We start from the raw sequence: 25,934 nt of genomic DNA, 5'->3' as shown, positions 1-25,934 counted from the left end.
GCCCAGGCGACAGACCGCAGGGCGGCCGGAGGGCGCAGCGATGGTCCCGGGCGGCTCGGCGAGGGAGCGGAAGGCCATGAGGCGCGCGTCCGCGCGGTCCTCGACCGCCGCGAGGCCCGGTGGTCGGGTAGGGAAGGGGGTGAGCGCGGATGAAGAACGGCGTGCGGGATTTGTATAAGGGACAGCGGCTGGCGCGACACCGATGCGATACGCTATTGCCACAGTTTTTCCGATGCCGACCTTGCGGCGCTTGCCGCCTGCGACTCCCGGGCGCAGGTCGTCGCCCGCTTCGACGCCGACGGCCGCACGGGCCGTATGAACGCCTACCTTGTTTTCAGGAGGATGCGATGATCCGTCCCATCGTGCACATGCCCCTCATGCTCGCGCGCGCGGCCGAGCCCGCCACGCCCAAAGACGTGGAAGTGGGTCACGATTTGCTCGATACCCTGGCCGCCCATCGCAGCGAATGCGTGGGGATGGCAGCCAACATGATCGGCGTCAACAAGAGCGCGATCGTCTTCGCGCAAGGCGAGGGCGCACGCGTGATGTTCAACCCCGCAATCGTGAAGCGCGCGCAGCCCTTCGATACCGAAGAGGGGTGCCTGTCGCTTGCGGGTACCCGTCCGACCCGCCGCTACAAGCGCATTACGGTACGCTACCAGGATTTCGATTTCGTCTGGCGGGAAGAGGACTTCACGGGTTGGACGGCCCAGATCATCCAGCACGAGGTCGACCATACCAAGGGGATCCTCATCTAGGTCGTCGCGGTTGACGGGGCTTGGATGCGCAGGTCCGCGGCGTGCCCCGCATTGTGGAGACTCTGCAGATACTGTCTGCCGCCTTCCGCGCTTTCCCTGTAGGCTCTCTGAAATTTTCCTATATTCATAAGCTCGGTATGAGCGAAATGAAGGGGGCCATCCCATGAAAACAGCCTTGAGCGTGTTCTGGCGCGATGTCAAGCGCATCGTGAAGAACCCCTTCGCGCTCGGTGTCATCTTGGGCATGTGCGTGCTTCCGGCGGCGTACGCCTGGTACTGCATCGAGGCCAACTGGGACCCTTACAAGCTCACGGCCAACATGCACATCCCCGTGGTCAACAACGACGCCGGCGCCCAGGTCGACGGCATGGGCGAAGTCAACGTCGGCGACCAGATCGTCGACCAGCTTCAGCAAAACGATGCGTTCACGTGGGAGTTCGTGTCGGAAGACGAAGCCCGCGAAGGCGTTGAGTCGGGCAAATACTACGCCGCCTTCATCATTCCCGAAAACTTCAGCTCCGATTTGGCGGGCGTCCTCGACGGGCGCACCGACAACCCGAAAATCGAGTACTTTGTCAACGAGAAGTACAGCGGTACGGCCGTGAAGGTGACCGACACGGGGTCGTCGACGATCGGCAACGCGGTGAACGATTCCTTCACCGGAAGCGTGTCGCAGGCCATGGCCGAGATCCTCAAGCAGGCGGCCGGCTCCCTCAAAAGCGACGTCAACGCTCGCGCCTCTTCGGCCGGCCAATCGCTTTCCGATGCGCAGGCCCAGGTGGACGACGTCATTTCTCTGATCGACGACACGTCGGGCGGGCTCGATGACTGGCACGACACGGTTGCGAACGCCCAGGGTGCGCTCGACGCCATGCGCGAAGCCCTGCCCGGCATCGAGCAGTCCCTTTCCGACGCCCAATCCACGCTCGCGACGGTGCGCACCGCCTCGAGCGACTTCAACACGGCCTTTACCGGCGGCTTGACCGATTCGGCTGCGGCCCTCACGCAGGCCTCTTCTACGGCCAACCAGAAGGTTGCCGACTATCGCGAGCGCACGATGAGCGCCAAGGCGCAGGTCGACGGCGCCCTGGCCGACCTGCGCACGGTGGCCGATCGCAACCAGAATGCGATCGATACGGTGCAGCAGCACCTCGACGCGTCGAGCCTGCCCGCCGACTCTTCCGTGCGCGCCGATATCGAGAACCGCGTACTAGCCCCGCTTATGGCCCGCAACGACAGCCTGCGGCAGAGCATCGACTCGCTGCAGACGGCAAGCGACAACCTGGGCAAGTCGGTCCTGGCCGTATCGGGTCTGATCACTTCCATGAACGATGGTGCCGCCTCGGGGGCGCAAGCCATGGTCGCCGCCACCAAGAGCTTCAACGTCGACGTCCTGCCCCAGCTCTCCTCGAGCGCCGACGTCGTGTCCACCACCTTGGGTACGCTTTCGGGCAGCGTTGCGGGCTTGGGCCCTCAGATCGACCAGGTGAAGGGCCTGCTCGGCCAGGTGGATTCTGTGATCGGCCAGATGCAGTCGTCGCTTTCCGATGCGAGCGGCACGCTGTCGCGCGTGAGCAAAGGTCTTTCCACCACCGTCACCGACCTGTCGGCGCTTGCGGGTTCCCTCGACCTGTCGAGCGTCGTCGACATCGAGCATCTCGATGCCTCGCAGGTGGGTTCGTTCATGTCCTCGCCGCTCGCCATCAACACCCAATCGATCTATCCGATTTCCCACTACGCGGCCGCCGTGGCGCCCTTCTACACCAATCTGGCCATTTGGATCGGCTGCTTCATGCTCGTGGCCATCATCAAGCTTGAAATCGACCGCGAGGGTTACGAGGGCATATCGCCCTCTCAGGCCTATCTGGCCCGCTTCTTCCTCTACCTGTTCGTGAACCTGGTCCAGGCGACGGTCATCGTGCTCGGCGAGATCTTCCTGCTCGGTTTCGGCGTGGCCGACCCCGTTTCCCTGCTCGTGAGCGCCTGGGTGACGAGCCTGGCCTTCGTGAGCATCGTCTACATGCTCGCCATCTCCTTCCGCCATATCGGAAAGGCCCTTGCGGTCGTCCTGCTCATCATGCAGATTCCCGGGTCGTCGGGCATGTACCCAATAGAGATGATGCCCGACTTCTTCCAGGCCATCCATCCGCTTTTGCCCTTTACCTACGGCATTGACGCCATGCGCCAGGCCATCGGTGGCATCTACGGGGGCGAGCTCGTTCACGATTTGGTTGTGCTCCTGCTCATGGTGCCCGCCGCCTTCTTCGTGGGCATGGTCCTGCGCCCCTACTTCCAGAACCTCAACGTCCTGTTCGACAAGCGTCTGGCCGAAACGACCTTCATGATCACCGAAGAGCACGGCGTCTTCGAACAGCGCTACCGGTCTCGCAACGTCCTGCGCGCCCTCTACGACAACGACCAGTTTCGCCCGAAGATCGCGGCGCGGGCCGCCGCCTTCGAAAAGAGCTACCGGGCGCTCGAAGGCATCGGCCAGCTCATCGTGTTCCTACTGCCTATCGGAGTCATCGTGCTCATGTCGATCTTACAGGTCGATCCCGACCCCAACACCAAAGTCGAGCTGCTCGTGCTGTTCGTGGTGTCGGTGGTGGTCGTCGACGGCGCGATTATCGCGATCGAATATCTGCACGAATACTGGAACGGCCAACTCGAGCTGGTTTCCCAGTCGCAAGACCGCATGGAAGCCGAAGCGCTCAACCATGTGCCCCTGCGCCACCACGATTTTTCCGAAGGCCACGAGGCGCGCGTCCGCGCGGTCCTCGACCGCCGCGAGGCCCGGCGTTCTGGTAGGGAAGGGGGTGATCGCCGATGAAGAACGTCTTGCGCATCTTCGTCGACGACGTTAAGCACGGCGTGGGCAATTCCCTGGCCGTCGTGGTGCTCGTGGGCCTTATGCTCCTGCCCGCCATGTACGCCTGGTTCAACGACGCCGCCAGCTGGGACCCCTATCATCACACCGAAGGCCTTAAAGTCGCCGTCGCCACGCAGGACGAGGGTTACAAAAGCGACCTCTTGCCCGTCGCGGTGAACATCGGCGACATGGTCGAATCGGAACTGCGGTCCAATAGCAGCTTCGACTGGCAGTTCGTTTCGAGCGACGATGCCATAGAAGGGGTGAAGTCGGGGAAGTACTATGCCGCCCTCGTGCTGCCTTCCACCTTCAGCTCCGACATGATGTCGGTCTTCAACGAGAACGCCCAAACCGCTCATATCGACTACTACGTGAATGAAAAGATCAACCCGATCGCCTCGCACGTGACCGACGTGGGCGCCGATACGGTGCAGGAGAGCATTCGCACGGCCTTTTCGGGCACGGTGGCCGACGTGGGCCTGTCTCTGCTCGACCAGCTGTCGGCCTACGGGTCGAGCGGCAACCTGCAGGCCTACGCCGAACGCGTGGGCGCCCGCATTGACACCTCGGTGCAGGACGCGCGCGGCGCGGCCGACAGCGTGCGGGCCCTGGGCAACCTGGTGGGCGCGGTGCACACCCTCGTCGATTCCTCGTCTTCGGTGATGGAGGGCGCGGGCGCGACGTCCCAGTCGGCCAAAGACACCATTTCCGATGCCTCGAGCTCGTTGGGAGACGCGACGCAGAGCCTCGACGGCGTGACCGACCGCGTGAACGACGCCCTGTCGGCGAGTTCCGACAGCTTCGATGCCCTGCGGGATCAGAGCGATGCAGCCTTCGACGCGCTCGGCACGTCGGCGGGCGATGCGAGCACGGCCCTGCGTACGGTGTCGGGCAAGGTGGACGACCAGCGCGCGGCTTTCAAGCAGGTGCGCGATGCGATGGCCGACCTGGGCCTCGCCACCGACGAGATCGATGGGGTTATTTCGAGCCTCGATACGGCTTCGAGTGCGCTTTCGCAAAGCGCCGACCGCATCGATGAGGGCGTGACGGACGCGTCTGCTTCCAAGCAAGAGGTGCGCGACGCGGTCGACGCGGCGAAGGGCGGCGTGACCCAGCTTGAGGGCTCCTACGAGCACGACCTGAAGTCACAGGTGGATGCTCTGAAGGGCTCTCTTTCCACCGTGGCGTCCTCTTCCGATGACGTAAGCCAACAGCTTTCCGCGACGGCCGACTCCCTTTCCACGGCGACCGGGTCCCTCTCCGATCAACTGGGCGCAACCAAGTCGGCGCTCGATGGGGCGGCTGCCACACTCGACGGCTTGGCCGACCAGCTCGCAGGCGAGCGCGACGCCCTGCGCGACGCCGTGGCCGCCGGCGACTTTTCGAAGGTGAAGGACCTGGTGGGAACCGACTCCACGGCTATCGCCAACTTCCTGGCGGCGCCGGTGCAGATGGAGCGCAACGCCGTCTACTCGATGGCCAACAACGGTTCGTCGATGGCGTCCTTCTACACCATGCTCACCTTGTGGGTGGGGGCGGTCATCCTGGCGGTCATGCTGCAGACCCACCTGTCGCCTGCTCGTCGGGTCCTCTATCCCAACCTTAAACCGCGGGAGGCCTATTTCGGCCGGTTCGGCATCTTCTCGCTGCTTCTGTTCGGCCAGAGCCTCACCGTCTGCCTGGGCGATGTCTACTTTTTGCAGATCCAATGCGTCGACCCGGTGCGCTTCGTGCTCACGGGCGTGATCGTGGGGCAGTGCTTCGGCCTGTTCGTCTACACCCTCGTGCTGTCCTTCGGCAACATCGGCAAGGCGATTTCGGTCATTCTGCTCGTCATGCAGGTGGCGGGAGCGGGCGGTATCTTCCCCATAGAGCTTTCAGCGCCCTTCTTCCAGAGCCTCTATCCCTATCTGCCCTTCGTGCACGGCATGCGGGCCATGCAGGCCTGCATAGCGGGCGCCTACGGGCACGAATGGGCCTTTGCGATGGTGGCGGTTTCGTCGCTCGTGGCCATTTCCCTCGTCCTTGCCTTCGTTATCCGCAAGCCCATCATGCGGCTCATGCGCTATGCCGATCGCAAGCTTGCTGAAACGAAGCTGATGTAGTGTGGGCCGGACGGGTGCGCGTTCCGCGGGGTGCATACGGAAGATGCGCTGGGCCCTTGCGGTTGCTCTCGCCGTCGCGTTGGTCGCGGCGGCGGTCTACCTGAACACGTCGTATGCGGCAGGCGACGAGGCGCATGTGGCGCTGACGAGTGACGCGGCGGTGCAGCTGACCGTGCAGGACGACGGCGACCTGGTCTTCGAGCCGGCCGAAGGGGCCGCTAACGGGGCGGGGCTCATCTTTTACCCGGGCGGCAAGGTCGACCCCCGGGCCTATGCGCCCCTTATGCGCGCAGCCGCCGAGCGCGGATTTACCTGTGTGCTCGTTCGCTTTCCCTTCAACCTGGCGGTCTTCGACCCCAACGCCGCCAGCGGGGAACAGAAGGCCTTTCCCCAGGTGGAGCGCTGGTACATCGGTGGGCATTCGCTCGGCGGGGCCATGGCGGCCGTCTATGCGGCCGATCATGCGGGCGACTTTCGCGGGCTTCTGCTGTGCGGGGCGTACGCGACGAAGGACCTGGGCACCTCGGGCCTTGCGGTGACGTCGGTCTACGGCACGGACGATGGCGTGCTCAACCGCGACGCCTACGCGAAGAACCGGGGCAACATCCCCCAGGCGGTCGAGGATGCGATCGAGGGCGGCTGCCATTCCTATTTCGGCGACTACGGCCTGCAGGACGGCGACGGGGCGCCGACGATCTCGCGCGACGAGCAAATCGCGCGCACGGCAGACGACCTGGCGGCGATGGACCGAAGGTGAGCGGGACCGCGGGCGGATGGTATGATTTCCCCATGCGAAATCTGCCCGCCACGAACGGAGAACCCCCCCATGTCCCAGTGCCCTCGGTGCCACCAGCCCCTTCCCGAAAACGCCCGCTTCTGCGGGAACTGCGGCTATCGGGTGCCCGACCCTGGCGAGGGGGTAGCCGCCCCGGCGCCCGAACCGGTTGCGGGCGCGCCCGCTCCCTGCCCTGAGGGCGCCCCGCGTTCAGGCGCTGGTGATCCGGCGGTTGTCGCGCCCGCATTCGCCGGCCGCTCCGCTGCGGCTGCGCGCGCCTCGCGGAAGGGCCGCACGGGCCGCATCCTGGCGCTCGTCCTTGGCTCGGCGGCCGTTGTGGCCGTGGTCTGCGGCGCGTTCCTGTTCGCTCAGGATTCCAAGGCCAAGGAGCCCCATCCCATCGCGGTGGGCGTCGCCAACAGCACGACGTCGCAAGGCGTCGATGCCGGCACGGCGCAGAGCGCCTGGGGCATTCAGGTGAGGACGGCGTCGGGCGCAGCTTACGACGACGGGGCCACCTCGATTCCCGTCAAGGTCGACGGCACGGTCGACGGCGCTTCCTACGAGACGGTAAGCTACCTCGATGCCGAGGGCGCGGGGCTCGCGCTTCCCGTGGGCGATTTCACGCTCACCTTCCCGGCGGGGGCCATCCTTTCGGACGGCACCTTCGTTGCGCCTGCAGACGATACGCAGGTGACGGTGACCGTGGAGGACACCGACCAGGGACCCCATGCGACCTTTTCCCAGGACGTCACCTTCACCGAAGTGCCCGCTTCCCAGGTGACCGACGACGACCTCGATGCGGTTGCCCGCTACGCCCAGGACGACGCCAACGACCAAGGCAAGGCCCAGAACCTCTGCCAGAACGTGCGCGACGCCCGCGATTCCCAGGCCTCGACCGCCCAAGCGGCCAAGAAGGCCTATGCCGGCTGGCTGACCCAATACGCGGTGCCCTGGGGCGATTCGGGAAAGACGGTTCCTACGAGCAGCCTGACGTTCTGCTTGGTCGATGCCAACAATGACGGGGTGCCGGACCTGATGATTGAGTCGGATCAAACCGCTCATGTCGATGGCTACATGGAATTGCTCACCTATGTGGACGGTGACGTAAAGTTGGTGAGCGTCGCTGAGCGCTTTACTGTCTATTCGAGCGGATACGTACTGTCTTCTTACATGGGTGTAGGCAACCATGAGGGTGCGTACTTCAATTTCGAGGGCTCCACGATAAAACAGCATGCCGCATATGCTGGAGAAGACGAAGACATCTATGAGGTCGAGCACGGATCGACTGAGCCTTTGCATAGGGGCACGGACGTGGGCAACGACTATCTCGACAATTCTGGCTTGGATATATGCGTAACCGACGTCTCGGTCGACGACAAAGCGGTCGACTGGGACACCTACGATGCGGCGGTAAAGGCCATCACCCAGGAAGAAGTGCCGCTCTCGCTGGTCGACAACACGGCGGCCAACCGCACGAGCGTTTTGCTTAACGGCTAAGCACTCTCGAGCTTGGCGCGTATCGACAGGGTGCGCGGCGTGTCCATCCCGTCGAAGGCGATGCGGTAGCTGCCCTCGTCGACGTCGATAGCGACGATTGTGCCTCTGCCGAAAACGGCGTGGCGTACGGTATCGCCGATTTCGAAGGCGGGCCCTTCGTTGGCTGCGTGCAGCAGGCGGTCCTTGTAGCGGTAGAACTTCCGCGCCTCGGCGATGAGCGAGTCGGAAAGCGGGGTCGTGAAGTCGAGGAGGGCCGGGTTCACGTCGAGGATGAAGCGCGAGGGATAGCGGGGCATGCCGTCGTGGGCGGTGCCTTCGGCGCAGGTGAGCGCAAGCGTGTCCTGGGCGCGTGTGAAGGCGACGAAGGCCAGGCGGCGCTCTTCTTCCATGGCTTCCATCGTCTGCGTCTTGCGGGAGGGCAGGATGCCTTCGTCCATGCCGCAGACGAAGACGTGGCGGAACTCGAGCCCCTTGGCGGCGTGGATGGTCATCAGCTTCACCTTGTCGTCGCCGGTACCCGCATCGAGGTTGCTGAACAGCGACACGTGGGACAGGTACTGGTCGAGGGTGGCTTCCTCGCCGCAGGTGGTTTCGTACTCGTAGATTGATTGGCGCAGTTCGGCCAGGTTGTCGAGCCGCTCCTGGCTGCCTTCGGTGCGCAGGGCGCGCTCGTAGCCGCTTTCGTCGAGCAAGACGGCCAGCAGCTCGCTCACCGGCCGGTTCGCCGCTTCGGCGCTGTAGCGTTCGACCAGGCGCACGAATTCCCGTGCCTTGGTGCCCTTGAAGAGGGGGTCGTCGATCGACCGCACGAGCGCCTGGTAGAGGGAGATCTGCTGGCCGTCGGCAAAGGAGCGCAGGAACTTCATCCGCTTTTCGCCTATGTTGCGCTTGGGGGCGTTCACGATGCGTGCGAAGGACAGGTCGTCTTTGAAGGCCACCATGCGCAGGTAGGAGAGGGCGTCCTTCACTTCGGCGCGGTCGAAGAAGGCGACGCCGCTGTAGATGGTGTAGGGGATCTTGCGGGCGGCGAGCGCGTCTTCCAGCGACCGGGTGACGTAGTGGGCCCGGTAGAGCAGGCACATATCCTTCCAGGCGGCGCCCGCCTCGTGCAGGCGCGCGAGCCGTCCGGCCACCCACGCCGCTTCGTCCTCTTGCCCCTCGGCGTGGTAGCAGGCCACCTTGGGCCCGTGCGGCCGCTGGGACACGAGGTCTTTCTTGATGCGCAGCTTGTTCTTGTCGATGAGGGCGTTGGCCACAGCCGTGATCTGCGGGGTCGACCGGTAGTTTTCGTTCATCTGCACGGTGTGCGTGCCGGGAAACTTCTTGTCGAAATCGAGCAGGAAGCGCACGTTGGCCCCGCGCCAGGTGTAGATGGTCTGGTCGGGGTCGCCCACGACGAAGAGGTTGCCGTGGTAGGCGCAGAGGGCTTCCATAAGCCGGTACTGCAGAGGGTCGATGTCCTGGAACTCGTCGATCATCACGTACTCGAGCCGCTTTTGCCATTTCAAGCGCACGTCCTCGCAGGTATCGAAGATGTGCAGGGTGAGGACGATGAGGTCGTTGTAGTCGAGCCCGAAGCACTTCTTTTCCTGGTAAAGGTAGCCGTAGAAGATGATGTCGGCCGCGTCGGTAGCGGCGCGATACTTCTTTAGCACGAGGTCGGGCGAAGCGGCGATGAGGTCGTAGTAGTAATGCGGCTGCGTGATCGTCTTGCGCACTTCGATCATGTCGCGGGCCTTGCCGTAGGTCATGTCGCGCAGGGTGAGGCCGCGCTCTGCGTAGATGATGTCGAGCATGGCGTTGATGTCGGAATTGTCGAGCACCAAAAAGCTCTTGGGGTAGGACACGGCGTTCGCGTCTTCCTGCAGGACGCTCACGCAGAAGCCGTGGAAGGTGTTCACGTAGGCGGTGTCGTTGTCGCCGGTGAGCAGGTGGATGCGGTGGCGCATTTCGTTGGCGGCCTTGTTGGTGAAGGTAACGCACAGGATGTGCGAGGGCATGATACCCAGGTCGTTGACCAGGTAGGCGAACCGGCGGGAGAGCGCCCGCGTCTTTCCGCTGCCGGCGCCGGCGATCACGCGCACGTAGCCTTCGGTTGCGGTGACTGCCGCGCGCTGGGCCTCGTTGAGCCCTTCGAGCGCGTCGGCCGGTTCGCTATGTTCCCCCTGCATCGTCATGACCGCATATATTAGTACATCCGTTCGTATGCGGCAAGCGCCGGCGCTGAGTCGCGGGCCGGTGCCTGCTAGGCGAGCAGGTCGAGCAGGGCGGTGCAGCCTTCGAGCACGTCGTCGTAGGTGGCAGCGAAATCGCCCGTGTACCAGGGGTCGGCCACGTCGCCGCAGCGCATGGTGAAGGACATGAGCCGGCAGACGCGGGCGGCGGGGGCTGGGCCCAAGATGCGGGCCAGGTCGCGCTCGTTTTCGGCATCCATGTAGACGATGTAGTCCCAGGCGTCGCCGTCGGCAGCGGTAATCAGCCAGGCTCGATGGCCCAGATCGGGCACGCCGTGGCGGGCGAGCTCGCGGGCGGCGGGCGGGTAGAGGGGAGAGCCTATCTCGTCGGTGCGGCAGGCGGCCGAATCGATGCGGAAGCGGTCTGCCAGGCCCCGGTCGTCGACGAGCTTCTGCATGATGCACTGGGCCATGGCGCTGCGGCAGATGTTGCCGTGGCAGACGAAGAGGACGCCTATCGGGCGCAGGTTCTTGGGGGCGGGCGGCTCGTGCGCGACGTCGGTATCGGCAATGCGGGCAGGGTTCACGGCGGAGCTCCTTCATGCGGCGGTTGTTCGGGTCGTGCCCCACAGGGTAGCAGACCGCAGGCGGCAGGCGGCCGCTTGGCCGGGTTCCCGGGCCATGTGCGGCGGTGCCGAACGGGCGCTTCCAAGTGCCTCAGATGTACCGATGTTGTGTCATGTGCTGGCATGCCGTGGAACACGAGTATGGTGGGGTGCCGGTGGCATCTCGCTCGAGGGGCGCAGCGTGCGAAGAAGGATGCGGCGCTGCACACGGCGGCAGCCGTTTCGCTTTAGGGGCGGGGATGAGCGAAGGAAGGTTTTCGCTATGTGCGGCATCTGCGGATTCACGAAGGCAAGCGCAGGGGACGAGGCGATCCTTTCGGCCATGTGCACGGTCATGGCGCACCGGGGCCCCGATGGGGAAGGGCTCTACGTGGCCGACGGCATCGCGTTGGGGCATCGCCGGCTCGCGCTGATCGACCTTGCGGGCGGCAGCCAGCCCATGGTGCGCTCGACCGGCGCTCGGGCGGCCCACGTGTCCTCGCCGGCCCGCACGGCAGCCTGCGCTCCCTGCGCCGATGCGTGCGGCACCGCGACGCGCGGGGACTACGCGATCGTCTTCAACGGCGAGATCTACAACTACCGCGACCTGCGGGAGGAGCTCGTCGCCGACGGATGGGAGTTCTCCACCGATTCCGACACCGAAGTGCTGCTCGTGGGCTATCTGGCCTGGGGCGAGGCCGTGCTCGACCGCCTGCGCGGCATGTTCGCCTTCGCCATCTGGGACCGGACGACCCGCGAGCTGTTCTGTGCCCGTGATTTCTTCGGCATCAAACCGTTCTACTACACCCAGCAGCAGGGGCGCTTCATCTTCGCGTCGGAAATCAAGAGTATCCTCGAGCATCCCGCCTACGAGCGCGCGCTCAACGAGCAAGCTTTGGCGGAATACCTCTGCTTCCAGTTCTCGGCGCTGCCCGAAACCTTCTTCAAGGGCGTGTTCAAGCTGCTCCCGGGCCACTGCCTGCGCGTGCACGCCGACGGAACCCTGAGCGAGCGGCGTTACTGGCGGCCCACGTACGCTGTCGACGGCAGCCGTTCGGAAGAGGAGACCGTCGATGCGATCGACGCGGCCATGCGTGAGAGCGTGCGCTACCACAACGTGGCCGATGTGGAGGTGGGATCCTTCCTGTCGAGCGGGATCGATTCGAGCTACCTGGCGGCCTGCCTGGCCGAGGAGAACCCCTCAATCCATACCTTCACCGTGGGCTTTTCGCTCTACAAGGGCAATCGCGACGAGGTGAGCTGGGCCGAGGAGCTTGCTCGCCGGCTGGGTGTCGCCAACGAGAGCCGCTACATCGACAAGGAAGCGTTCGGGGCCGCTCTGCGGCGCGTGCAGTGGCATATGGACGAGCCGTCGGCGGACCCGAGCGCCGTGTCGCTCTACTTCGTCGACCAGCTGGCCGCTCGGCAGGTGAAGGCCGTGCTCTCGGGCGAGGGGGCCGACGAGCTCTTCGGCGGCTATCGCGTCTACCAGGCCCCGCTGGCGAGCCGCCGTCTGGCATGGGCGCCGAGCGGCGTCGCGGGCGGCACGGGCCGTCGGTCTGCGCGGGGCCAACTACCTTGAGCGCGCGAGCGGCCGGGTGGAGGACTGGTACCATACCAACGCCAACGACGTGGCGTTCACCGCGGCCGAGCGCGACCGCCTGCTGAGGCGCGACGTGCACGCGCCCGACCCCCAGCGCATCGTGGCACCCGCCTACGCTGAGGTGGCCGAACTTGACGACGTGACCCGCATGCAGCGCGTCGACATGGCCTTTTGGCTGGCCGGCGACATCCTGCTGAAGACCGACAAGATGGCCATGGCCCATTCGCTCGAGAGCCGCGTGCCCTTCCTCGACAGGAAGGTCTTCGAACTGGCGTCAACGCTGCCCGTGAGCCAGAAGGTCTCGCCCGACCAGACCAAGATCGCCCTGCGCAAGGCGGCGGAACGCGCGATCCCGAGCGATTGGGCCCAGAAGCAGAAGCTCGGGTTCCCCACGCCGATCGCCGTCTGGCTGTGCGACGACGACTGGTACCGGCGCGTGCGCCATGCCTTCACGAGCCCCGCCGCTCTGGAGTTCTTCGACGTGAACATGCTGCTGTCGCTGCTCGACGGCCATAGGGCGGGCGTGGCCGATAACAGCCGCAAGATCTGGATCGTGTTCTCCTTCCTCGAATGGTATTGGGTCTATTTCGTCGACGGAGGGGTGCCGCAGGCGCCGTCCCTTGACTGACGGACGGGATGCCCCGCGCAGATGGGGCGGCCGCCCTGTTCGCATCTGCCTCCCATCCCGATACGCGAAGCGCCCCGCCTCCTGGGGAGACGGGGCGCTCTCATGCCGTGTGCGTGCCGGTGCGCTAGTCGCGCGTGAGCTTGCGATGGATGCGATGGGGCTGGGCCAGGTCGGGGCCCAGGCGCTCTTCGCGGTTCTTTTGGTAGTCGGCGAAGTTGCCCTGGAACCAGTACCAGGAGCCGGGGTTTTCGTCGGTGCCTTCCCAGGCCAGGATATGGGTGGCGATGCGGTCGAGGAACCAGCGGTCGTGGCTCGTGATCACGGCGCAGCCGGGGAAGCGCAGCAGGGCCTCTTCCAGGCTTTCCATGGTTTCGGTGTCGAGGTCGTTGGTGGGCTCGTCGAGCAGGAGGAGGTTGCCGCCCTGCTTCAAGGTGAGCGCCAGGTTCAGGCGGTTGCGCTCGCCGCCCGAAAGGACGCCGGCCGGTTTCTGCTGGTCGGAGCCTTTGAAGCCGAAGGCAGAGATGTAGGCGCGGGTGGGCACTTCGGTTTCGCCGACCGTGAGGTAGTCAAGGCCGTCGGAGACGACTTCCCATACCTTCTTGTCGGGGTCGATGCCCGCGCGCATCTGGTCGACGTAGGAGATCTTCACCGACGAGCCGATTTCCAGCGACCCGCCCGAGACCTCTTCCTGGCCCATGATCATCCTGAAGAGGGTCGATTTGCCCACGCCGTTGGGGCCGATGACGCCCACGATACCGTTGCGCGGCAAATCAAAGGACAAATCGTCGATGAGAACGCGGTCGCCGAAGGCCTTGTGCAGGTGGTCGGCCACGATGACCTTGTTGCCCAGGCGCGGGCCCACGGGAATCTGGATTTCGGTGAAGTCGAGCTTCTTGTCGCGCTCGGCTTCGGCGGCCATCTGCTCGTAGCGTTCCAAACGGGCCTTGTTCTTGGCCTGACGGGCCTTGGGAGACGAGCGCACCCATTCCAATTCGGCCTTCATCTTCTTGGCGCGCTTTTCGTTCTGCTGGCCTTGGGCGGCGAGACGGGCGGCCTTGGTTTCCAGGTAGGTGGAGTAGTTGCCCTTGTAGGGGTAGAGGGTGCCGCGGTCAACCTCGCAGATCCATTCAGCCACGTTGTCCAGGAAGTAGCGGTCGTGGGTGACGGCGAGCACGGCGCCTTCGTAGGTGTGCAGGAAGTGCTCGAGCCAGAGCACCGATTCGGCGTCGAGGTGGTTGGTGGGCTCGTCGAGCAAGAGCAGGTCGGGGGCTTCGAGCAGAAGCTTGCAGAGGGCCACGCGACGGCGCTCGCCGCCGGAAAGGTGGGCGACGTTCTCGTCGGGGTCGGGGCATTGCAGGGCGTCCATGGCCTGCGAGAGCTGGCTGTCGAGGTCCCAGCCGTTGGCGGCGTCGATTTCGTTCTGCAGGGTGCCCATCTCGTCCATGAGGGCGTCGAAGTCGGCGTCGGGGTTGGCCATTTCGGCGCCGATCTCGTTGAAGCGGTTGACCTTGGCGATGATGTCGCCGAAGGCCATCTCGACGTTTTCCTTGACGGTCTTCGTATCGTCGAGCGGGGGTTCCTGCAGAAGGATGCCCACCGAATAGCCGGGGGACAGGCGGGCTTCGCCGTTGGAAATGTCTTCGATGCCGGCCATGATCTTGAGCAGGGTCGATTTGCCCATGCCGTTGGGGCCGACCACGCCGATCTTCGCGCCGGGGTAGAAGGCCATGGTGACGTCGTCGAGAATGACCTTGTCGCCGTGGGCTTTGCGCACGTCGTGCATCGTGTAAATGAATTCAGCCATGTTGCTCCTTGCGGGGGGTGGGGTCTGAAATGCGGTAGGGCCATTCTACCGTGCGCGCGCGAGGTGGGGAGACTACCCACGAGAAGCGCAGAAGGCCCGGGGCGGGCGGCATTGCCACTGCCGGGTGCCGCCCCGGGCGGTCCGACGGCCCTTTCTCCGGCCACCGTTTCAAAGTCACTGTGTTCGGGACCAGTAGAGTGCAGGTATCGCCCTTCTTCATAGAGGTGGATAAGAGACAGGCGCAGGGCGCCCGCCTGCAAAAAAAGCGCCCGCCGGGTTGGCGGGCGCTTTCGGTGCGCGTTGCGTGCGGCCGCCTGCGTTAGGGCAGGGTGAAGGCGAGCACGGAAGCCTGCAGGCCCACGAGCACGCAGAGCCCCACGAGGAAGGTGATCGACCAGGGCAGGACCATCTTCATGATGTCCGATTCTTTTTCGCCTGTGGCCACGGCCGCGATGGCGAGCGACTGCGGGGAAATCATCTTGCCCACGACGCCGCCCATGGTGTTCGAGGCCAGGAAGAGGTCGGGCGTGACGTTGGCCAGTGCGGGGTTGGCCGTTGCGGCGCTATGCTGCAAGCCGCTGAACAGGGCGTTCGCCGAGGTATCGGAACCGGTGACGGCGGTACCCACCCAACCGAGGATCGGGCTGATCACGGCGAAGGCGGCGCCGGAGCCGGCCAGGAACTGGCCGATCGAAAGCGTCTGCCCAGAGAAGTTCATCACGTAGGCCAGCGAGAGCACCAAGATGATGGTCAGGCTCGACAGGCGCATGCCGTGGGCGGTCTTGCCGATCTGCTTGACCGCGGCGCCGACGGTCATCGCGTAGCGGCCGTTTTCGGTGTAGAGCGAGTAGACGAGCGCCGAAAGCAGGCCGGCCACGAGCAGCATGGTGCCGGGGGTCGAAAGGAGGTTGAGCGTGAAGGTGGTGCCCGGGTCCTTGCCCATGGCGTTCGCGATCACGCCGCCCGAAATGCCCGGCCAGGGAATCTTGATGTCGGTGGCCGCGAGCATCTTGGGGATGCCCAGCTTGCAGACGGCGAACACGACGACCACGATCGCGTAGGGGACGAGGGCCATCACCGTGCGGTTGGCGGTGAGCTCGGAATGGGTGTCGGCGCTGTAGGGGTCGAGCCCGAAGCGAGCGCGCATCTCGTCGACGTTCTTGGGCTTCCACAGGCGCATGAAGACGACCACGCACGCCAGGGACACGAGCGTAGCGATCACGTCGGTGAGCTCGTAAGCAAAGTGGTTGGAGCACCACCACTGGGTCGCGGCGAAGGTGAGGCCGCACACGAGCGCGGGCGGCCAGCAGTCGCGGGCTCCCTTCTTGCCGTCGAGGATGATCATGATGAGGAAGGGGATGATGGCGGCGAAGATCGGCGCCTGGTGGCCGACAATCGCGGCGACATGCTGGGCGGTCTGGGCCGCGACGGCCGCATCGCCGCCGGCGACCATGTTGCCGGCCGTGGTGATCGGCGTGGCCACGGCGCCGTAGGCCACAGGCGCGGTGTTGGCGAGCATGACAACGAGGGCCGCGCGCGGGGCGCTCACGCCCAGGGCGAGGATCATCGTGGCAGTCACGGCGATCGGGGCGCCGAAGCCGGCGAGGGCTTCGAGCAGGCCGCCGAAGCAGAAGGCGATCATCATGGCCTGGATGCGGATGTCGCCGTTGCCAACCTTATCGAAGAAACGGCGCAGGTCTTCGGAACGGCCCGAAACCTGGGTGACTGCGTAGAACCACACCGCCATGATGATGATGTAGGCGATGGGGAAGGCGCCGAACGCGGCGCCCTGGGTGGCCGAAAGCAGGGCGTAGCCTGCGGGCATCTTCCAGCCCACGATGGCAACGAGAAGGGCGGCGACGAGGGCTACGGCGGCGGACACGTGGGCCTTGGCCTTCACGCCCATCAGCATGATGAAGAAGGTGAGCAGCGGCACGCAGGCAACGAGGGCGGAAAGCCCCAAGTTGCCGGCGATGGGGGCAAGTTCGGCTTGGAACATACCGGTTCCTTCCAAAAAAAACGGGAGCGGATGGGAAACCTGGGCGTCGGGCGTGCGCGGGGCGCTGCGGGCCCAGGCAGTGGGCTTATGCTACGTGTCGAGCCGCATTTCGTCGGCGTCGTTTCCGGCGAACGGCGCAACACACGTTTCGATGTGCGTATGACGGCAGTTCGTCCACTCAATATGCATATTTTGTCCCAACAACATAAAATCTATGTATTTCAGAAGAATCCATTCGAATATTTTTCGTGCGCCTCGATGCCCCTCACGGGCCACGGGAATCATCGGAATATGTGATAAACTTGGCGGTATTCATCAGTGGTTGGCACGGGAGATGCCGGCCTCGTTGCTCTGCGGGTTCCCGCATGACGAGCAATCATCGAGGGGGTTCGCATGGCTTTCATGAAGAGATCCTACGGTGGGGTCCAGCCCTACATTCCTTGCGGCATTTTGCGCATTCGCCTGCCTTTCATCCACTTCAAGATCTCGCCGCCGGAAATCGTCACCGGTCTCATGAACGCCTGCACGTCCTACGGCGCTCTCGCTGTGCTCATCACCACGCTCGGCCTCGACCCTGAAGTGGCCTGGGCCCTCGTGTGCTTCGAGACCATGTGCTACACGCTCAACTGGCTTTTAGGCGAGCCGTCGATCTGCGGCTGGATCACCCCGGCTATGGCCATCATCATCGTCTATCTGGAAGGCTTCGACCCCGGGGTCGCGCGCTTGCAGGCCTTGACGGCGGTGCAGCTGGAATTGGCCTTCATGTTCATCCTATTGGGCATGACCGGCCTTTCGAAGAAGCTCAACACCCTCATGCCGCCGGCGGTGAAGGCCGGCATCGTGCTCGGCGCCGGCGTGAACGCCGTTTACGTCCGACTCCAGCAGGGCGGCGCCCTCGACACGGTGACCGTGGGCTGCATGGCGGGCCTTCTGGTGGTCTTCTTCCTCATGTTCAGCAAGCGCATCCGCAAGTACATGGGCACGAGCCGCTTCCTGCAGGTTCTCGGCAACTACAGCTTTTTGTGGGCCGTGCTCGCCATGCTCATCGCCGGTGGCATCTCCGGCGAGTTCGACTACCACTTCTCCGGCCAGATCTTCAAAGTGCCTGATTTCGGGACCATGATCATGCAGGTATCGCCCTTCTTCATCGGCTGGGCGGCCCCCCAGGTGTGGCTTTCGGCCCTGCCCATGGCGGTGGTGGCCTGGGTAATCGCCTACGGCGACTTCGTCACCGTGCAGCAGCTTGGCCTGCAGGCCCAGCGCGAAGACGAGTACATCGAGTTCGACCCCAACCGCACCAACGTCATCTGCGGCATCCGCAACCTGATCCTGGCTCTGTTCGCTCCCTATCCTGCCCTTGCCGGCCCGCTTTCGGCCCCCTATTGCGTGGCCACCTACCAGCGCTACAAGCAGGGCGGGCGCCAGGGCATGGACTCGATCTACGACGGGTCGGGCACCAACCTAATCTTCACGGTCGTGGGCCTGTTCATCTACCCGCTCTACGAGGCGGCGGCCGCGTCGGCGGCGGCCATGCTGGTAGTGGTCCTCTGCATCCAGGGCTTCGTCTGTGCCCAGATTTGCTTCGATTTGGCGCGCGACAAGCTCGACCAGGGCATCGCCGGCATGATCGCGGGTTTCATCCTGGCGCGCGGCGGCGGCATCGGCCTCATCGCCGGCATCGGCCTTTACCTGCTGCTTTCCGACAACGACAAGATCAAGGGCGACTATCGGGAAAGCAAGCGCCTGCAGAAGGAGGAAGACGAGCGCACCGAGCGCATGCTCGAAGAGTTCGCCCGCCGGCGCGAGGCGCGGCGCAAGGGCGAGCTTGCCCAAGAGCCTGCTGCCAAGGAATAACGGCGCGATTGCACGGCCGTAGCGTGGCGGCGCGCGCGGGCGAGGGTTCGTGAGGGCAGTCGGACCGATTCCGGCTGCCCTTTGTTGTCAACTGGCCCTAGAGCCTTTTTGACGCATGCCTGCGAAACGCTACACTGGGAAAACGTGGGGGGTACCGCGAGCGATTGTGGGGAGCCATGAGCGATCAAGGGGATTTCAATGGATGCTTCGACGCCGTTCCCGGGGCCTTATGCCTGATTACCGCCGATAGCGAGGAGCGCGTTGCCTTCGTCAATCGGGAAGCGCTCGCCTTGTACCAGTGCGACGACCGCGCCGCCTTCGACCGCCTCACGGGCGGCCGCTTTCGCGGCATGGCGGTCGACGGGTTCGCGAAATCCCTTTCAGCCCGCCTGCGCAGCGATGATGCGGAAGCGGAAGCGAGCGACTATCGGTACCTATCCTTTTCTTTGCGCGGGGCCAAAGGTCATTTCGTGCAGGTGGAGGGCTCGGCCAAGCGCGTGAGCTTCGAGGGGCGCGACTACTGGTCGCTTTTGATCGTGGACATGCGCCAGCGCACGGTGGGCGTCGAAAAGGACTCCGTCACGGGCCTCATGGGCATGCACGAGTTCTTCGAGGAGTCCGGCGCGATTGCCGCCGATGACCGCGAGCGCGGCGTGTACGGCACGCGGTTCCCCGTCTTCTTCAACATCGCCAACTTCAAGGCCTACAACCGCGCCCACGGCATCGAGGCGGGCGATGTCTGCCTGCGCATGGTCGCCAATGAGTTGCGGTCGCACTTCCCCCGCGCGATGGTCGCCCACCTTGCGGCCGACAGCTTCGTGGTGCTCGCTCCCGACGGCGACGGGCTCTTCGACCGGATCGAGGCGGCCTGCGCGGCGATCGACGCCCACATGGGCAACCCGCGCATCCGCGCGAAGGCCGGCGTCTTCATCGCCAACAGCGCGGCGTTGCGGGCCATCCCCTCGGCGGACACCGTCGATTGCGCGCAGGTCGCCTGCGACAGCATCAAACAGAACGCCGACGTCTGCTGGGCGGTCTACACCGAAGAGATGGGCCGTCGGATGAAAACGCGGGCTTTCGTGCTCGAGCATTTCGAAGACGCCCTGGAAGACGGCAGCATCAAGGTGTTCGTCCAACCCTTGGTGCGCGCCTTCACCGGCAACGTATGCGCCGTCGAGGCGCTGGCGCGGTGGGACACGCCCCAGGGGGACCGCCTGCGGCCCGACGAATTCATCCCCGTGCTCGAGCGCGCCCGGCTCATCCATAAGCTCGACGCCCACGTGATCGATTTCGTCGTGCGCTCCCTGCGGGCCGATCTTGATGCCGGCAACCCGGTGGTACCGGTGTCCCTCAACGTCTCGCGGGTCGATTTCGACCTCGTCGACGTCTTCGAGGTGGTCGACCGGGCGGCTCGCTCTTTGGAGATCCCGCGCGACCTGCTCCGCATCGAAGTGACCGAAACCGCCATCGCCGAGCGCGCCGGAGCGGTGAGCGACACGATCAAGCGCTTCCGGGCCAACGGTTACCGGGTATGGATCGACGACTTCGGCAGCGGCATGTCCTCGCTCAACATGCTCAAGGACTACGAAGTCGACGGCCTGAAGATTGACCTCATGTTCTTGCGCAACTTCAACGAGAGCGCGCGCATCATCGTGACGTCGATCGTCCGCATGGCGAAGGGGCTCGGTATTCACACGATCGCCGAAGGGGTCGAATCGGCCGACCAGGCCGCTTTCCTCAAGTCTATCGGCTGCGAGGTGGTGCAGGGCTTCTACTACGGCGAGCCGCAAATCGCTTCCGCGCTCTTGGCGCGCTGCCAGCGGTTGGGCATGAGGGGGGAGAACCGTTTCGAGGGCCAGCTGTTCGACCGAGCGGGATCGGTGGACATTTCGGGCGATGCCCCGGTGGCCGTCGTTCGGGTCGAGGGTGACCGAATGGAGTTTCTCTGCGAGAACCAGGCCTATCGCGCCGTGCTCAAGGAAATCGGTTCGGCTACGATCGAGCAGACCAACAGGATTCTCGCCACGCGCGACCTCGCCCTGCACGACAAGTTTCTCGCCTTCACGCGCAAGGTCATCGCAAGCGGCGAGGAGCAGACGATGACGTACGTCGACAACGGCCAGTACCTGCGCGTGCGCGGTTGGCTCGTGGCCCATGTGGGCGAAGCGAACGTGCTGCGCGTGTCGCTTGCCAACATCACGCGCGACGACGACCAGGGGACCTCTCAGCGCTTCGACGAGATGGTGCGCAGCGTGGTGCTCACCTACGACGGCATCTACTACCTGCACGCGGATACCGACGAGTTGGAAGCCGTCGAGACCATGGATACGCGCATCGCCGTTGGCAGGCGCTTCTCCGGCATCGAGCGCACCTTCAGGGACTGGGCGCGCGCCCGCATCCACCCCGACGACCTGTCGCGCTTCGTTCGCTTCGCGCGCATCGACGCCATTCACGCCCTTGCCAAGAAATCCCAACGGTCAGAGGCGACCAACCTTTTTCGCATGAAGCACCCCGACGGGTCGTATCGATGGGTGGTCTTCGATGCGGTCGTGCTCACCCGCACCGAGCGGGGGGACGTGCTGCTCTGCATGCGCGACGACGTTATGGAGCGCCGGCGCGATCTTGGCACCTTGCTCCCGGCGCTCGCGGCCTCCTTCGGCATCTCCTTGGGGTCCGGCCAACAGGCAGACGACCTGCGCGCCAGCCTCTGGCAGTCCTTCGCCGATTTCTCTGCGCATCCCCTTTTCTGGAAGGACGCCGACCGTCGCTTCCTGGGGGTCAACCGCGCTTTCCTCGAGACCTTCGGCCTGGATTCCGTGGGGGATATCGTGGGCAAGACCGACGACGATCTGGGCTGGAACGGCGACCTTGCGAAGGAGGCCGCCGACGAGCGGGCCGTGCTCGAGGAGGGCACGCCCCTGCGCGACGTGACCGTGTCCTGCGCCGTGCGCGGCTGCCCGCGCACGGTGGTGGCGAGCAAATACCCCGTCTATCGAAACGAGCGGATCGTGGGGCTCGTGGGCGGCTTTCGCATGCTCGAAGAGGTGCAGGTGCAGGAGGAATCCGATGGAAAGGCGATACTCGCCAACCACGAATCGGGCCTGCCCGGCTTCCGCAGCATGATCATGACGGGCCTGCGCTTATCCGACAGCCTGCGCCAGCACGGCGAGGACTACCTGATGGTGTTGGTCGACGTGCCTGAATTCGACCGGCTGAGCTCGGCCTGCGGTGCTACCTTCCGCCGCGACCTGTTTGCCCGCATCTACAAGGAGGTCGGCCGCATCTGCGCGCCGGGCGGTTCGATCGCCCATATCGGCTCCTGCTGCTTCGTTTACCTGCAAAAAGGCACGGACGCGGCGGCGCTGCGCTCTAAGGTGCTCGCCATTGCCGGGGCCGTGCACGCAATCACCGAGGTCGACGGCTGCCCCTGCACCCTCTTCATGCAGTACGCCCTGGGCAGCGGGTCGGAAGCCCGCAGCTTCGACGGGCTCATCCGCCTCATGATCGAGCGCCTGAGCGAATCGGAAGAACAGTCCTACGGCAGGGCGATGCTCGTGGGCGACCGCCTCCTGTTCGACCGCGAGAAGTTCGACCACCTCGACGACCCGGTGGCCATCTGGGACCCCGATACCTACGAGATCCTCTACATGAACGCGGCCTACCTGCGCGACCTGCGCCTTCCCGCCGATTTCGCCTATCAGGGAAAGACCTGCCACGAGCTTATCGAAGGCAACAAGGTGCCCTGTCCCTTCTGCAGGAAGAGCGGCCTGCGGCGCGATCGGTTCGACTGCCGGTCCCATCACAACCACGTAGCGGGCATCGACTACCTTGTCTGCGACACGCTCATTCCCTGGCAGGGAAAGAACCGCGTCTTCAGCCTATCGGTGAACCTGAGCTCCTACGTCGAGAACGACCGAAGCCGCAACGAGTTCATCTACCGCGAGGCGGCGGCCAACGACGCCATCGCGGTGGGCATGCAGGAGGCCGACCCGAGCACGGGCATCCGCCGGTTTTTGGCGCGCGTGGGGCGCATCCTCGACGCCGAGCGCCTGTACGTGTTCGAGGAGGCGGGCGACGGCACGGTGAACGCCACCTTCGAATGGCGCCGCGACGACGATGCCCCGGAGCTTCTGCCCGAACTCGTGCACATCCCGACAAGCGAAGTGCGCGCCCTGCTCGACGAGTTCGACAGGACCCCGGTGACCTTGATCGAGGACATCGACGCCTTCAGGGCCGCGCACCCCGGTTTTGTGGTGCACGTCGACGGCGTCAAGAGCATCGTGTCGGGGCATCTGAACCTTTCCTGCGGCCGTGCGGGCTATTCGCTCGTGGTTAACCCGTCGCCCGACACCTTCCGCGAAGCGAGCCTGCTGCTCACCACCCTCACGCGCTTCTTGGAAGTCATGTTGCGCAACCGCGATATCGTAGCCCATCTGAAGGAGTTGAGTACCACCGACCAGTTGACCGGCGTGATGAACCGCCGCGCGCTCATCGACCGCCTGCGGGGTCTTCCCGCGGGGCGCGATATCGCGATCGTTTTCGGCGACATCAACGGCTTGAAGCGGGCCAACGACGAGCGGGGCCACCAGCGCGGCGACGAGCTGATTCAGGCGGTGGCGCAGGTGATGAGCGCCTTCGTGGGGCGCGAGAACGTCTTCCGCATGGGCGGCGACGAGTTCCTCATGGTCGTAGAAAACGCTGCCGCCCGCGACCTCGACGCGCTCGTGGACGAGCTGCGCCGCGGGTTCGCGCGGCATGGGGCGAGCGTGGCCCTTGGCGCCGCCCGCTATGCGACGCCCATCCCCGACGTCGACGCGGTCGTGTCGCGGGTCGACCGCCTCATGTACGCCGACAAGGGAGCGCACTACTTCGGTAGGCGCGACGAAGACTCCAAGCAGGAATAGAGCGCCCAGCGCCGCGCCCGGAGCGCACGCGCGCTCCGGGTTAGTCGCGAGCCCGTGTGCGGGCGATGAGGTCGCGCGCGAAGGGGACGAGCTCGCCGGCGTGGGGGCTGCGCAGGTAACGCTCGTCGAGCCCGTGGGGCCCCAGTCTCACGCGGTCGAGCGCATCGGCGTCCTTGAAGAGGCGGTAGAGGTCGACGGGCGTCGTCGCGGCTCCCGCCGGAACGGTTGCGGCAAGCGAGCGGTCGCCGAGCTCGGCCGAGCAATCGGCGTCGAAGGCCGATCGAATAGCCTGCTCGCCTTCCGCATCATCGCGGTCGTGCCAGCGAATCGCCAGGTAGACGCGGGCGTCGAAGCGCAGGGCGGCTCCTGCGCGCGTGGCGCGGGGCACCCCGTGGGCGCCGTCTGTACAGAAATCGCGATAGTAGCGGGCTGCCCGCGCCCCGTGGCCCGTATCCAGGTAGGGGTTGTCGCGCCGAGAGTCGTGGAAGGCGGCGGCGCAGGCGAGGGCGCAGGCGTCGGCATCTGAGAGGCCCTCCGCATCGGCCAAGGCCTGGGACAGCAGGAGCACGCGCGCCCAATGGGGGCGGAAGTGGATCGACCCACCCGTGGTCCAGGGCTCGAGGTCGACGTTGATGAAGGCGAGCCAGGCCAGGAAGAGGGCCCGCGCCCGCTCGCTCGTGGCCTGCAAGGCCAGGTGGCCGAGTGGCTCGTCGGCGATGCGCTCGATCGCCAGCTCGTTGTCGATGATCTCGGCGAAGCGGGGGTCGCGCATGGCCGTCTCCCAGCTTTCGACGAAGGTGTAGAGCTCGCGCGACAGGAAGTGGCTGCCTACCGACCCGTCGGCGTTGTAGAGGCGTTTGACCGCGTAGGGAGCGCGTCCGTCGGCCTGCGCTCGGGTAAGTTCGTCGGTATCTTCCATGGTTCTCCTTGCGTGTGCGGGTGGGCGGGGCGGTGCCGGCCGTTATTCGTCCAAGTAGAGCGCGCCCTGGTTGAGACGGCCCTGGAACTCGCCGATCACGTTGCCGAAGCCGCAGCGGTTGAAGGTGCCGCAGAATTTCCCGTTGAACAGGAAGAGCCCCTCCATGTTGTGGGCCGGTGGGAAATCGAGCGGGTCTTCGTCGAAGTGCGGCAGATCGCCCCCGTTGGGAATCGTGGGCGCGTCGTATTGGGGCGCGTAGGCCTGCACGATGCCGCCCTGGCGGGCCACCGTGCGCAGAGCCTCGTCCCACTCGGCGGCCGTCGCGTCGAGACCGGCCACCACGCCCACGCTGTTGTAGCCGGCGGCGGGCTTGGCGATCCAGCGGGCGCGGTCGGCGAAGGCGCTCACGTCGGTATCAGGGTAGAGGAAGTGAGTTTCGGGCACATGGGCGCGCACGAAGGCCCGCTCCTCGGCGGAAAGACACGATTCCAAGGTGTCGTCCCAGAGCAGGGCGAAGAAGGTCTTGGTGGCCGTGACCCAGGTGCGATGGCTGCCCACCAGGCAGGCCAGGTTGCCTTCCAGGGCGCGTGCCAGGGCGTCCGCGCCGGGGCAGGGCTTTTCTGCAAGCTCGCCGGTGACGGCCCGCTTCCACACGCAGTCGATGGGGCCGTGGTCGTCGACGAGCCGGTCGCGGCCGCCTCGGTGCTCGATGCGCAGGGCGCGCACGTCGGTGAAATGCGCCTCGATGCCGCGCGCGGCGAAGCGCTCGCAGAAGGCGCCCACCTCTTCGCCGCTCACGCTCTCCCCGTAGTCGACCACGGCGAGCGCGGGCAGGGCGGGCTTGCGCACGTCGGCGGGCGCTTCCCAGGCCTCCCAGGTGGCGATGAGGGCGTCGATCCAGGCGCCGAAGACGTCGGCCGGATGGGCGCTCGGGTGGCGTTTCGCGAAGCGGCGGAAGGTTTCGGTGCGCATGATCGCGCGCGTCACCGCTTCGGTCGCCAAAAAGCCCGAGGTCCCGTCGGTGTTGATCTCGCAGAAGCGAAAGTCGCCCGTGTCCTCATGGTAGAAGAGGTCGACGCGCGCGCAGGGCACCTGGTAGGGGTAGCCGGTGGGCGCGCAGACGAGCTCGTTGAGACGGGCGGGAAAGCGGTAGCGGGACCGGTAGCTGGGATCGGCGATGAAGCGGCGCGTGGCCTTTTCCATGATGCGTCCCATGGTTTCGGCGGCGCAGGCCAGGCGGGCGGTCGCTGCTCGGTCGAAGATCTTGGGGATCAGGTCCCAGCTGGGCTCTGCTCCGTGGTAGTTGGCGGGTCCGGCGGCGAGCCAGGCGCCCGCCTCGTCGCGGCTGGCGGCGTCGCCGCCCAAGCTGCGTGCGATCTGGGCGAATTCGTCTTCGTAGGTACGACTGGTAGGCGAGGGTAACGGCTGGGTCATATG

General features: G+C 65.3%; 15 protein-coding genes. 9 read left to right on the top strand and 6 right to left on the bottom strand.

Annotation, left to right across the window (positions count from 1 at the left end):
* Positions 1 to 347 precede the first annotated feature (347 nt).
* The 5 genes from BN3270_RS03280 to BN3270_RS03260 all read left to right on the top strand — a co-directional run bounded on the left by BN3270_RS03280 (position 348) and on the right by BN3270_RS03260 (position 8,007).
* Positions 348 to 758: a peptide deformylase gene (locus BN3270_RS03280; RefSeq protein ID WP_058985763.1), complete on the top strand. Its 411-nt coding sequence runs from the start codon at positions 348 to 350 to the stop codon at positions 756 to 758.
* Between the two features lie 163 nt (positions 759 to 921).
* Positions 922 to 3,588, top strand: a complete 2,667-nt coding sequence (locus BN3270_RS03275) for a YhgE/Pip domain-containing protein (RefSeq protein WP_058985762.1) — start codon at positions 922 to 924, stop codon at positions 3,586 to 3,588.
* A complete protein-coding gene (locus BN3270_RS03270) occupies positions 3,585 to 5,732 on the top strand; it encodes a YhgE/Pip domain-containing protein (protein WP_058985761.1) in 2,148 nt (715 codons plus the stop codon). The genes BN3270_RS03275 and BN3270_RS03270 overlap by 4 nt, the downstream gene beginning before the upstream one ends.
* A 43-nt stretch (positions 5,733 to 5,775) precedes the next feature.
* Positions 5,776 to 6,489, top strand: coding sequence for an alpha/beta hydrolase (locus BN3270_RS03265; RefSeq protein ID WP_148335473.1), 714 nt, complete (start codon positions 5,776 to 5,778; stop codon positions 6,487 to 6,489).
* Between the two features lie 69 nt (positions 6,490 to 6,558).
* Positions 6,559 to 8,007 carry a zinc ribbon domain-containing protein gene (locus tag BN3270_RS03260; protein WP_058985759.1) on the top strand — a complete coding sequence of 483 codons (1,449 nt, stop codon included), beginning with the start codon at positions 6,559 to 6,561 and terminating at the stop codon, positions 8,005 to 8,007.
* Here BN3270_RS03260 and BN3270_RS03255 read toward each other — a convergent pair.
* Both BN3270_RS03255 and BN3270_RS03250 read right to left on the bottom strand, forming a co-directional pair.
* Positions 8,004 to 10,184: an ATP-dependent helicase gene (locus BN3270_RS03255; protein WP_271711908.1), complete on the bottom strand. Its 2,181-nt coding sequence runs from the start codon at positions 10,182 to 10,184 to the stop codon at positions 8,004 to 8,006. The genes BN3270_RS03260 and BN3270_RS03255 overlap by 4 nt on opposite strands.
* Before the next feature lie 68 nt (positions 10,185 to 10,252).
* A complete protein-coding gene (locus tag BN3270_RS03250) occupies positions 10,253 to 10,768 on the bottom strand; it encodes a low molecular weight protein-tyrosine-phosphatase (RefSeq protein ID WP_271711907.1) in 516 nt (171 codons plus the stop codon).
* Between the two features lie 301 nt (positions 10,769 to 11,069).
* On the opposite strand from BN3270_RS03250, the gene asnB reads away from it, so the two are divergent.
* Together asnB and BN3270_RS09635 are read left to right on the top strand one after the other, a co-directional pair.
* Positions 11,070 to 12,368 (top strand): asparagine synthase (glutamine-hydrolyzing), encoded by a 1,299-nt coding sequence (asnB, locus tag BN3270_RS03245; protein WP_271711906.1) that lies wholly within the window; start codon positions 11,070 to 11,072, stop codon positions 12,366 to 12,368.
* Positions 12,369 to 12,384: 16 nt separating this feature from the next.
* The gene (locus BN3270_RS09635; RefSeq protein WP_271711905.1) at positions 12,385 to 13,017 is read left to right on the top strand and encodes an asparagine synthase C-terminal domain-containing protein; all 633 of its coding nucleotides are present in this window, start codon (positions 12,385 to 12,387) and stop codon (positions 13,015 to 13,017) included.
* A 124-nt stretch (positions 13,018 to 13,141) separates the two neighbouring features.
* On the opposite strand, the gene ettA is transcribed toward BN3270_RS09635, so the two are convergent.
* Both ettA and BN3270_RS03235 read right to left on the bottom strand, forming a co-directional pair.
* Positions 13,142 to 14,821: an energy-dependent translational throttle protein EttA gene (gene ettA, locus BN3270_RS03240; protein WP_058985758.1), complete on the bottom strand. Its 1,680-nt coding sequence runs from the start codon at positions 14,819 to 14,821 to the stop codon at positions 13,142 to 13,144.
* Between the two features lie 319 nt (positions 14,822 to 15,140).
* Positions 15,141 to 16,820, bottom strand: coding sequence for an L-lactate permease (locus BN3270_RS03235; protein WP_058985757.1), 1,680 nt, complete (start codon positions 16,818 to 16,820; stop codon positions 15,141 to 15,143).
* A gap of 393 nt (positions 16,821 to 17,213) precedes the next feature.
* On the opposite strand from BN3270_RS03235, the gene BN3270_RS03230 reads away from it, so the two are divergent.
* Together BN3270_RS03230 and BN3270_RS03225 are read left to right on the top strand one after the other, a co-directional pair.
* Positions 17,214 to 18,674 (top strand): solute carrier family 23 protein, encoded by a 1,461-nt coding sequence (locus BN3270_RS03230; RefSeq protein ID WP_058985756.1) that lies wholly within the window; start codon positions 17,214 to 17,216, stop codon positions 18,672 to 18,674.
* Positions 18,675 to 18,850: 176 nt separating this feature from the next.
* A complete protein-coding gene (locus BN3270_RS03225; RefSeq protein ID WP_058985755.1) occupies positions 18,851 to 23,578 on the top strand; it encodes an EAL domain-containing protein in 4,728 nt (1,575 codons plus the stop codon).
* 40 nt (positions 23,579 to 23,618) lie between these two features.
* Here the strand turns inward: BN3270_RS03225 and BN3270_RS03220 are convergent, their stop codons facing one another.
* Both BN3270_RS03220 and BN3270_RS03215 read right to left on the bottom strand, forming a co-directional pair.
* Positions 23,619 to 24,497, bottom strand: a complete 879-nt coding sequence (locus BN3270_RS03220; RefSeq protein ID WP_058985754.1) for a hypothetical protein — start codon at positions 24,495 to 24,497, stop codon at positions 23,619 to 23,621.
* Positions 24,498 to 24,539: 42 nt separating this feature from the next.
* On the bottom strand, positions 24,540 to 25,931 hold the full coding sequence (locus BN3270_RS03215) for a glutathionylspermidine synthase family protein (protein WP_058985753.1): 1,392 nt from the start codon (positions 25,929 to 25,931) through the stop codon (positions 24,540 to 24,542).
* Positions 25,932 to 25,934 lie beyond the last annotated feature (3 nt).

This window comes from Hugonella massiliensis, from assembly GCA_001486445.1.
Taxonomy (GTDB): Bacteria; Actinomycetota; Coriobacteriia; order Coriobacteriales; family Eggerthellaceae; genus Hugonella; species Hugonella massiliensis.
This window is presented reverse-complemented; position numbering and strand designations above follow the sequence as displayed.

Excerpts from the sequence above, each read along its gene's own strand:
- BN3270_RS03280 (WP_058985763.1), top strand. The coding sequence starts at position 348 with ATGATCCGTCCCATCGTGCACATGCCCCTCATGCTCGCGCGCGCGGCC.
- BN3270_RS03275 (WP_058985762.1), top strand. The coding sequence starts at position 922 with ATGAAAACAGCCTTGAGCGTGTTCTGGCGCGATGTCAAGCGCATCGTG.
- BN3270_RS03270 (WP_058985761.1), top strand. The coding sequence starts at position 3,585 with ATGAAGAACGTCTTGCGCATCTTCGTCGACGACGTTAAGCACGGCGTG.
- BN3270_RS03265 (WP_148335473.1), top strand. The coding sequence starts at position 5,776 with ATGCGCTGGGCCCTTGCGGTTGCTCTCGCCGTCGCGTTGGTCGCGGCG.
- BN3270_RS03260 (WP_058985759.1), top strand. The coding sequence starts at position 6,559 with ATGTCCCAGTGCCCTCGGTGCCACCAGCCCCTTCCCGAAAACGCCCGC.
- BN3270_RS03255 (WP_271711908.1), bottom strand. The coding sequence starts at position 10,184 with ATGACGATGCAGGGGGAACATAGCGAACCGGCCGACGCGCTCGAAGGG.
- asnB (WP_271711906.1), top strand. The coding sequence starts at position 11,070 with ATGTGCGGCATCTGCGGATTCACGAAGGCAAGCGCAGGGGACGAGGCG.
- ettA (WP_058985758.1), bottom strand. The coding sequence starts at position 14,821 with ATGGCTGAATTCATTTACACGATGCACGACGTGCGCAAAGCCCACGGC.
- BN3270_RS03235 (WP_058985757.1), bottom strand. The coding sequence starts at position 16,820 with ATGTTCCAAGCCGAACTTGCCCCCATCGCCGGCAACTTGGGGCTTTCC.
- BN3270_RS03230 (WP_058985756.1), top strand. The coding sequence starts at position 17,214 with ATGGCTTTCATGAAGAGATCCTACGGTGGGGTCCAGCCCTACATTCCT.
- BN3270_RS03225 (WP_058985755.1), top strand. The coding sequence starts at position 18,851 with ATGAGCGATCAAGGGGATTTCAATGGATGCTTCGACGCCGTTCCCGGG.
- BN3270_RS03220 (WP_058985754.1), bottom strand. The coding sequence starts at position 24,497 with ATGGAAGATACCGACGAACTTACCCGAGCGCAGGCCGACGGACGCGCT.
- BN3270_RS03215 (WP_058985753.1), bottom strand. The coding sequence starts at position 25,931 with ATGACCCAGCCGTTACCCTCGCCTACCAGTCGTACCTACGAAGACGAA.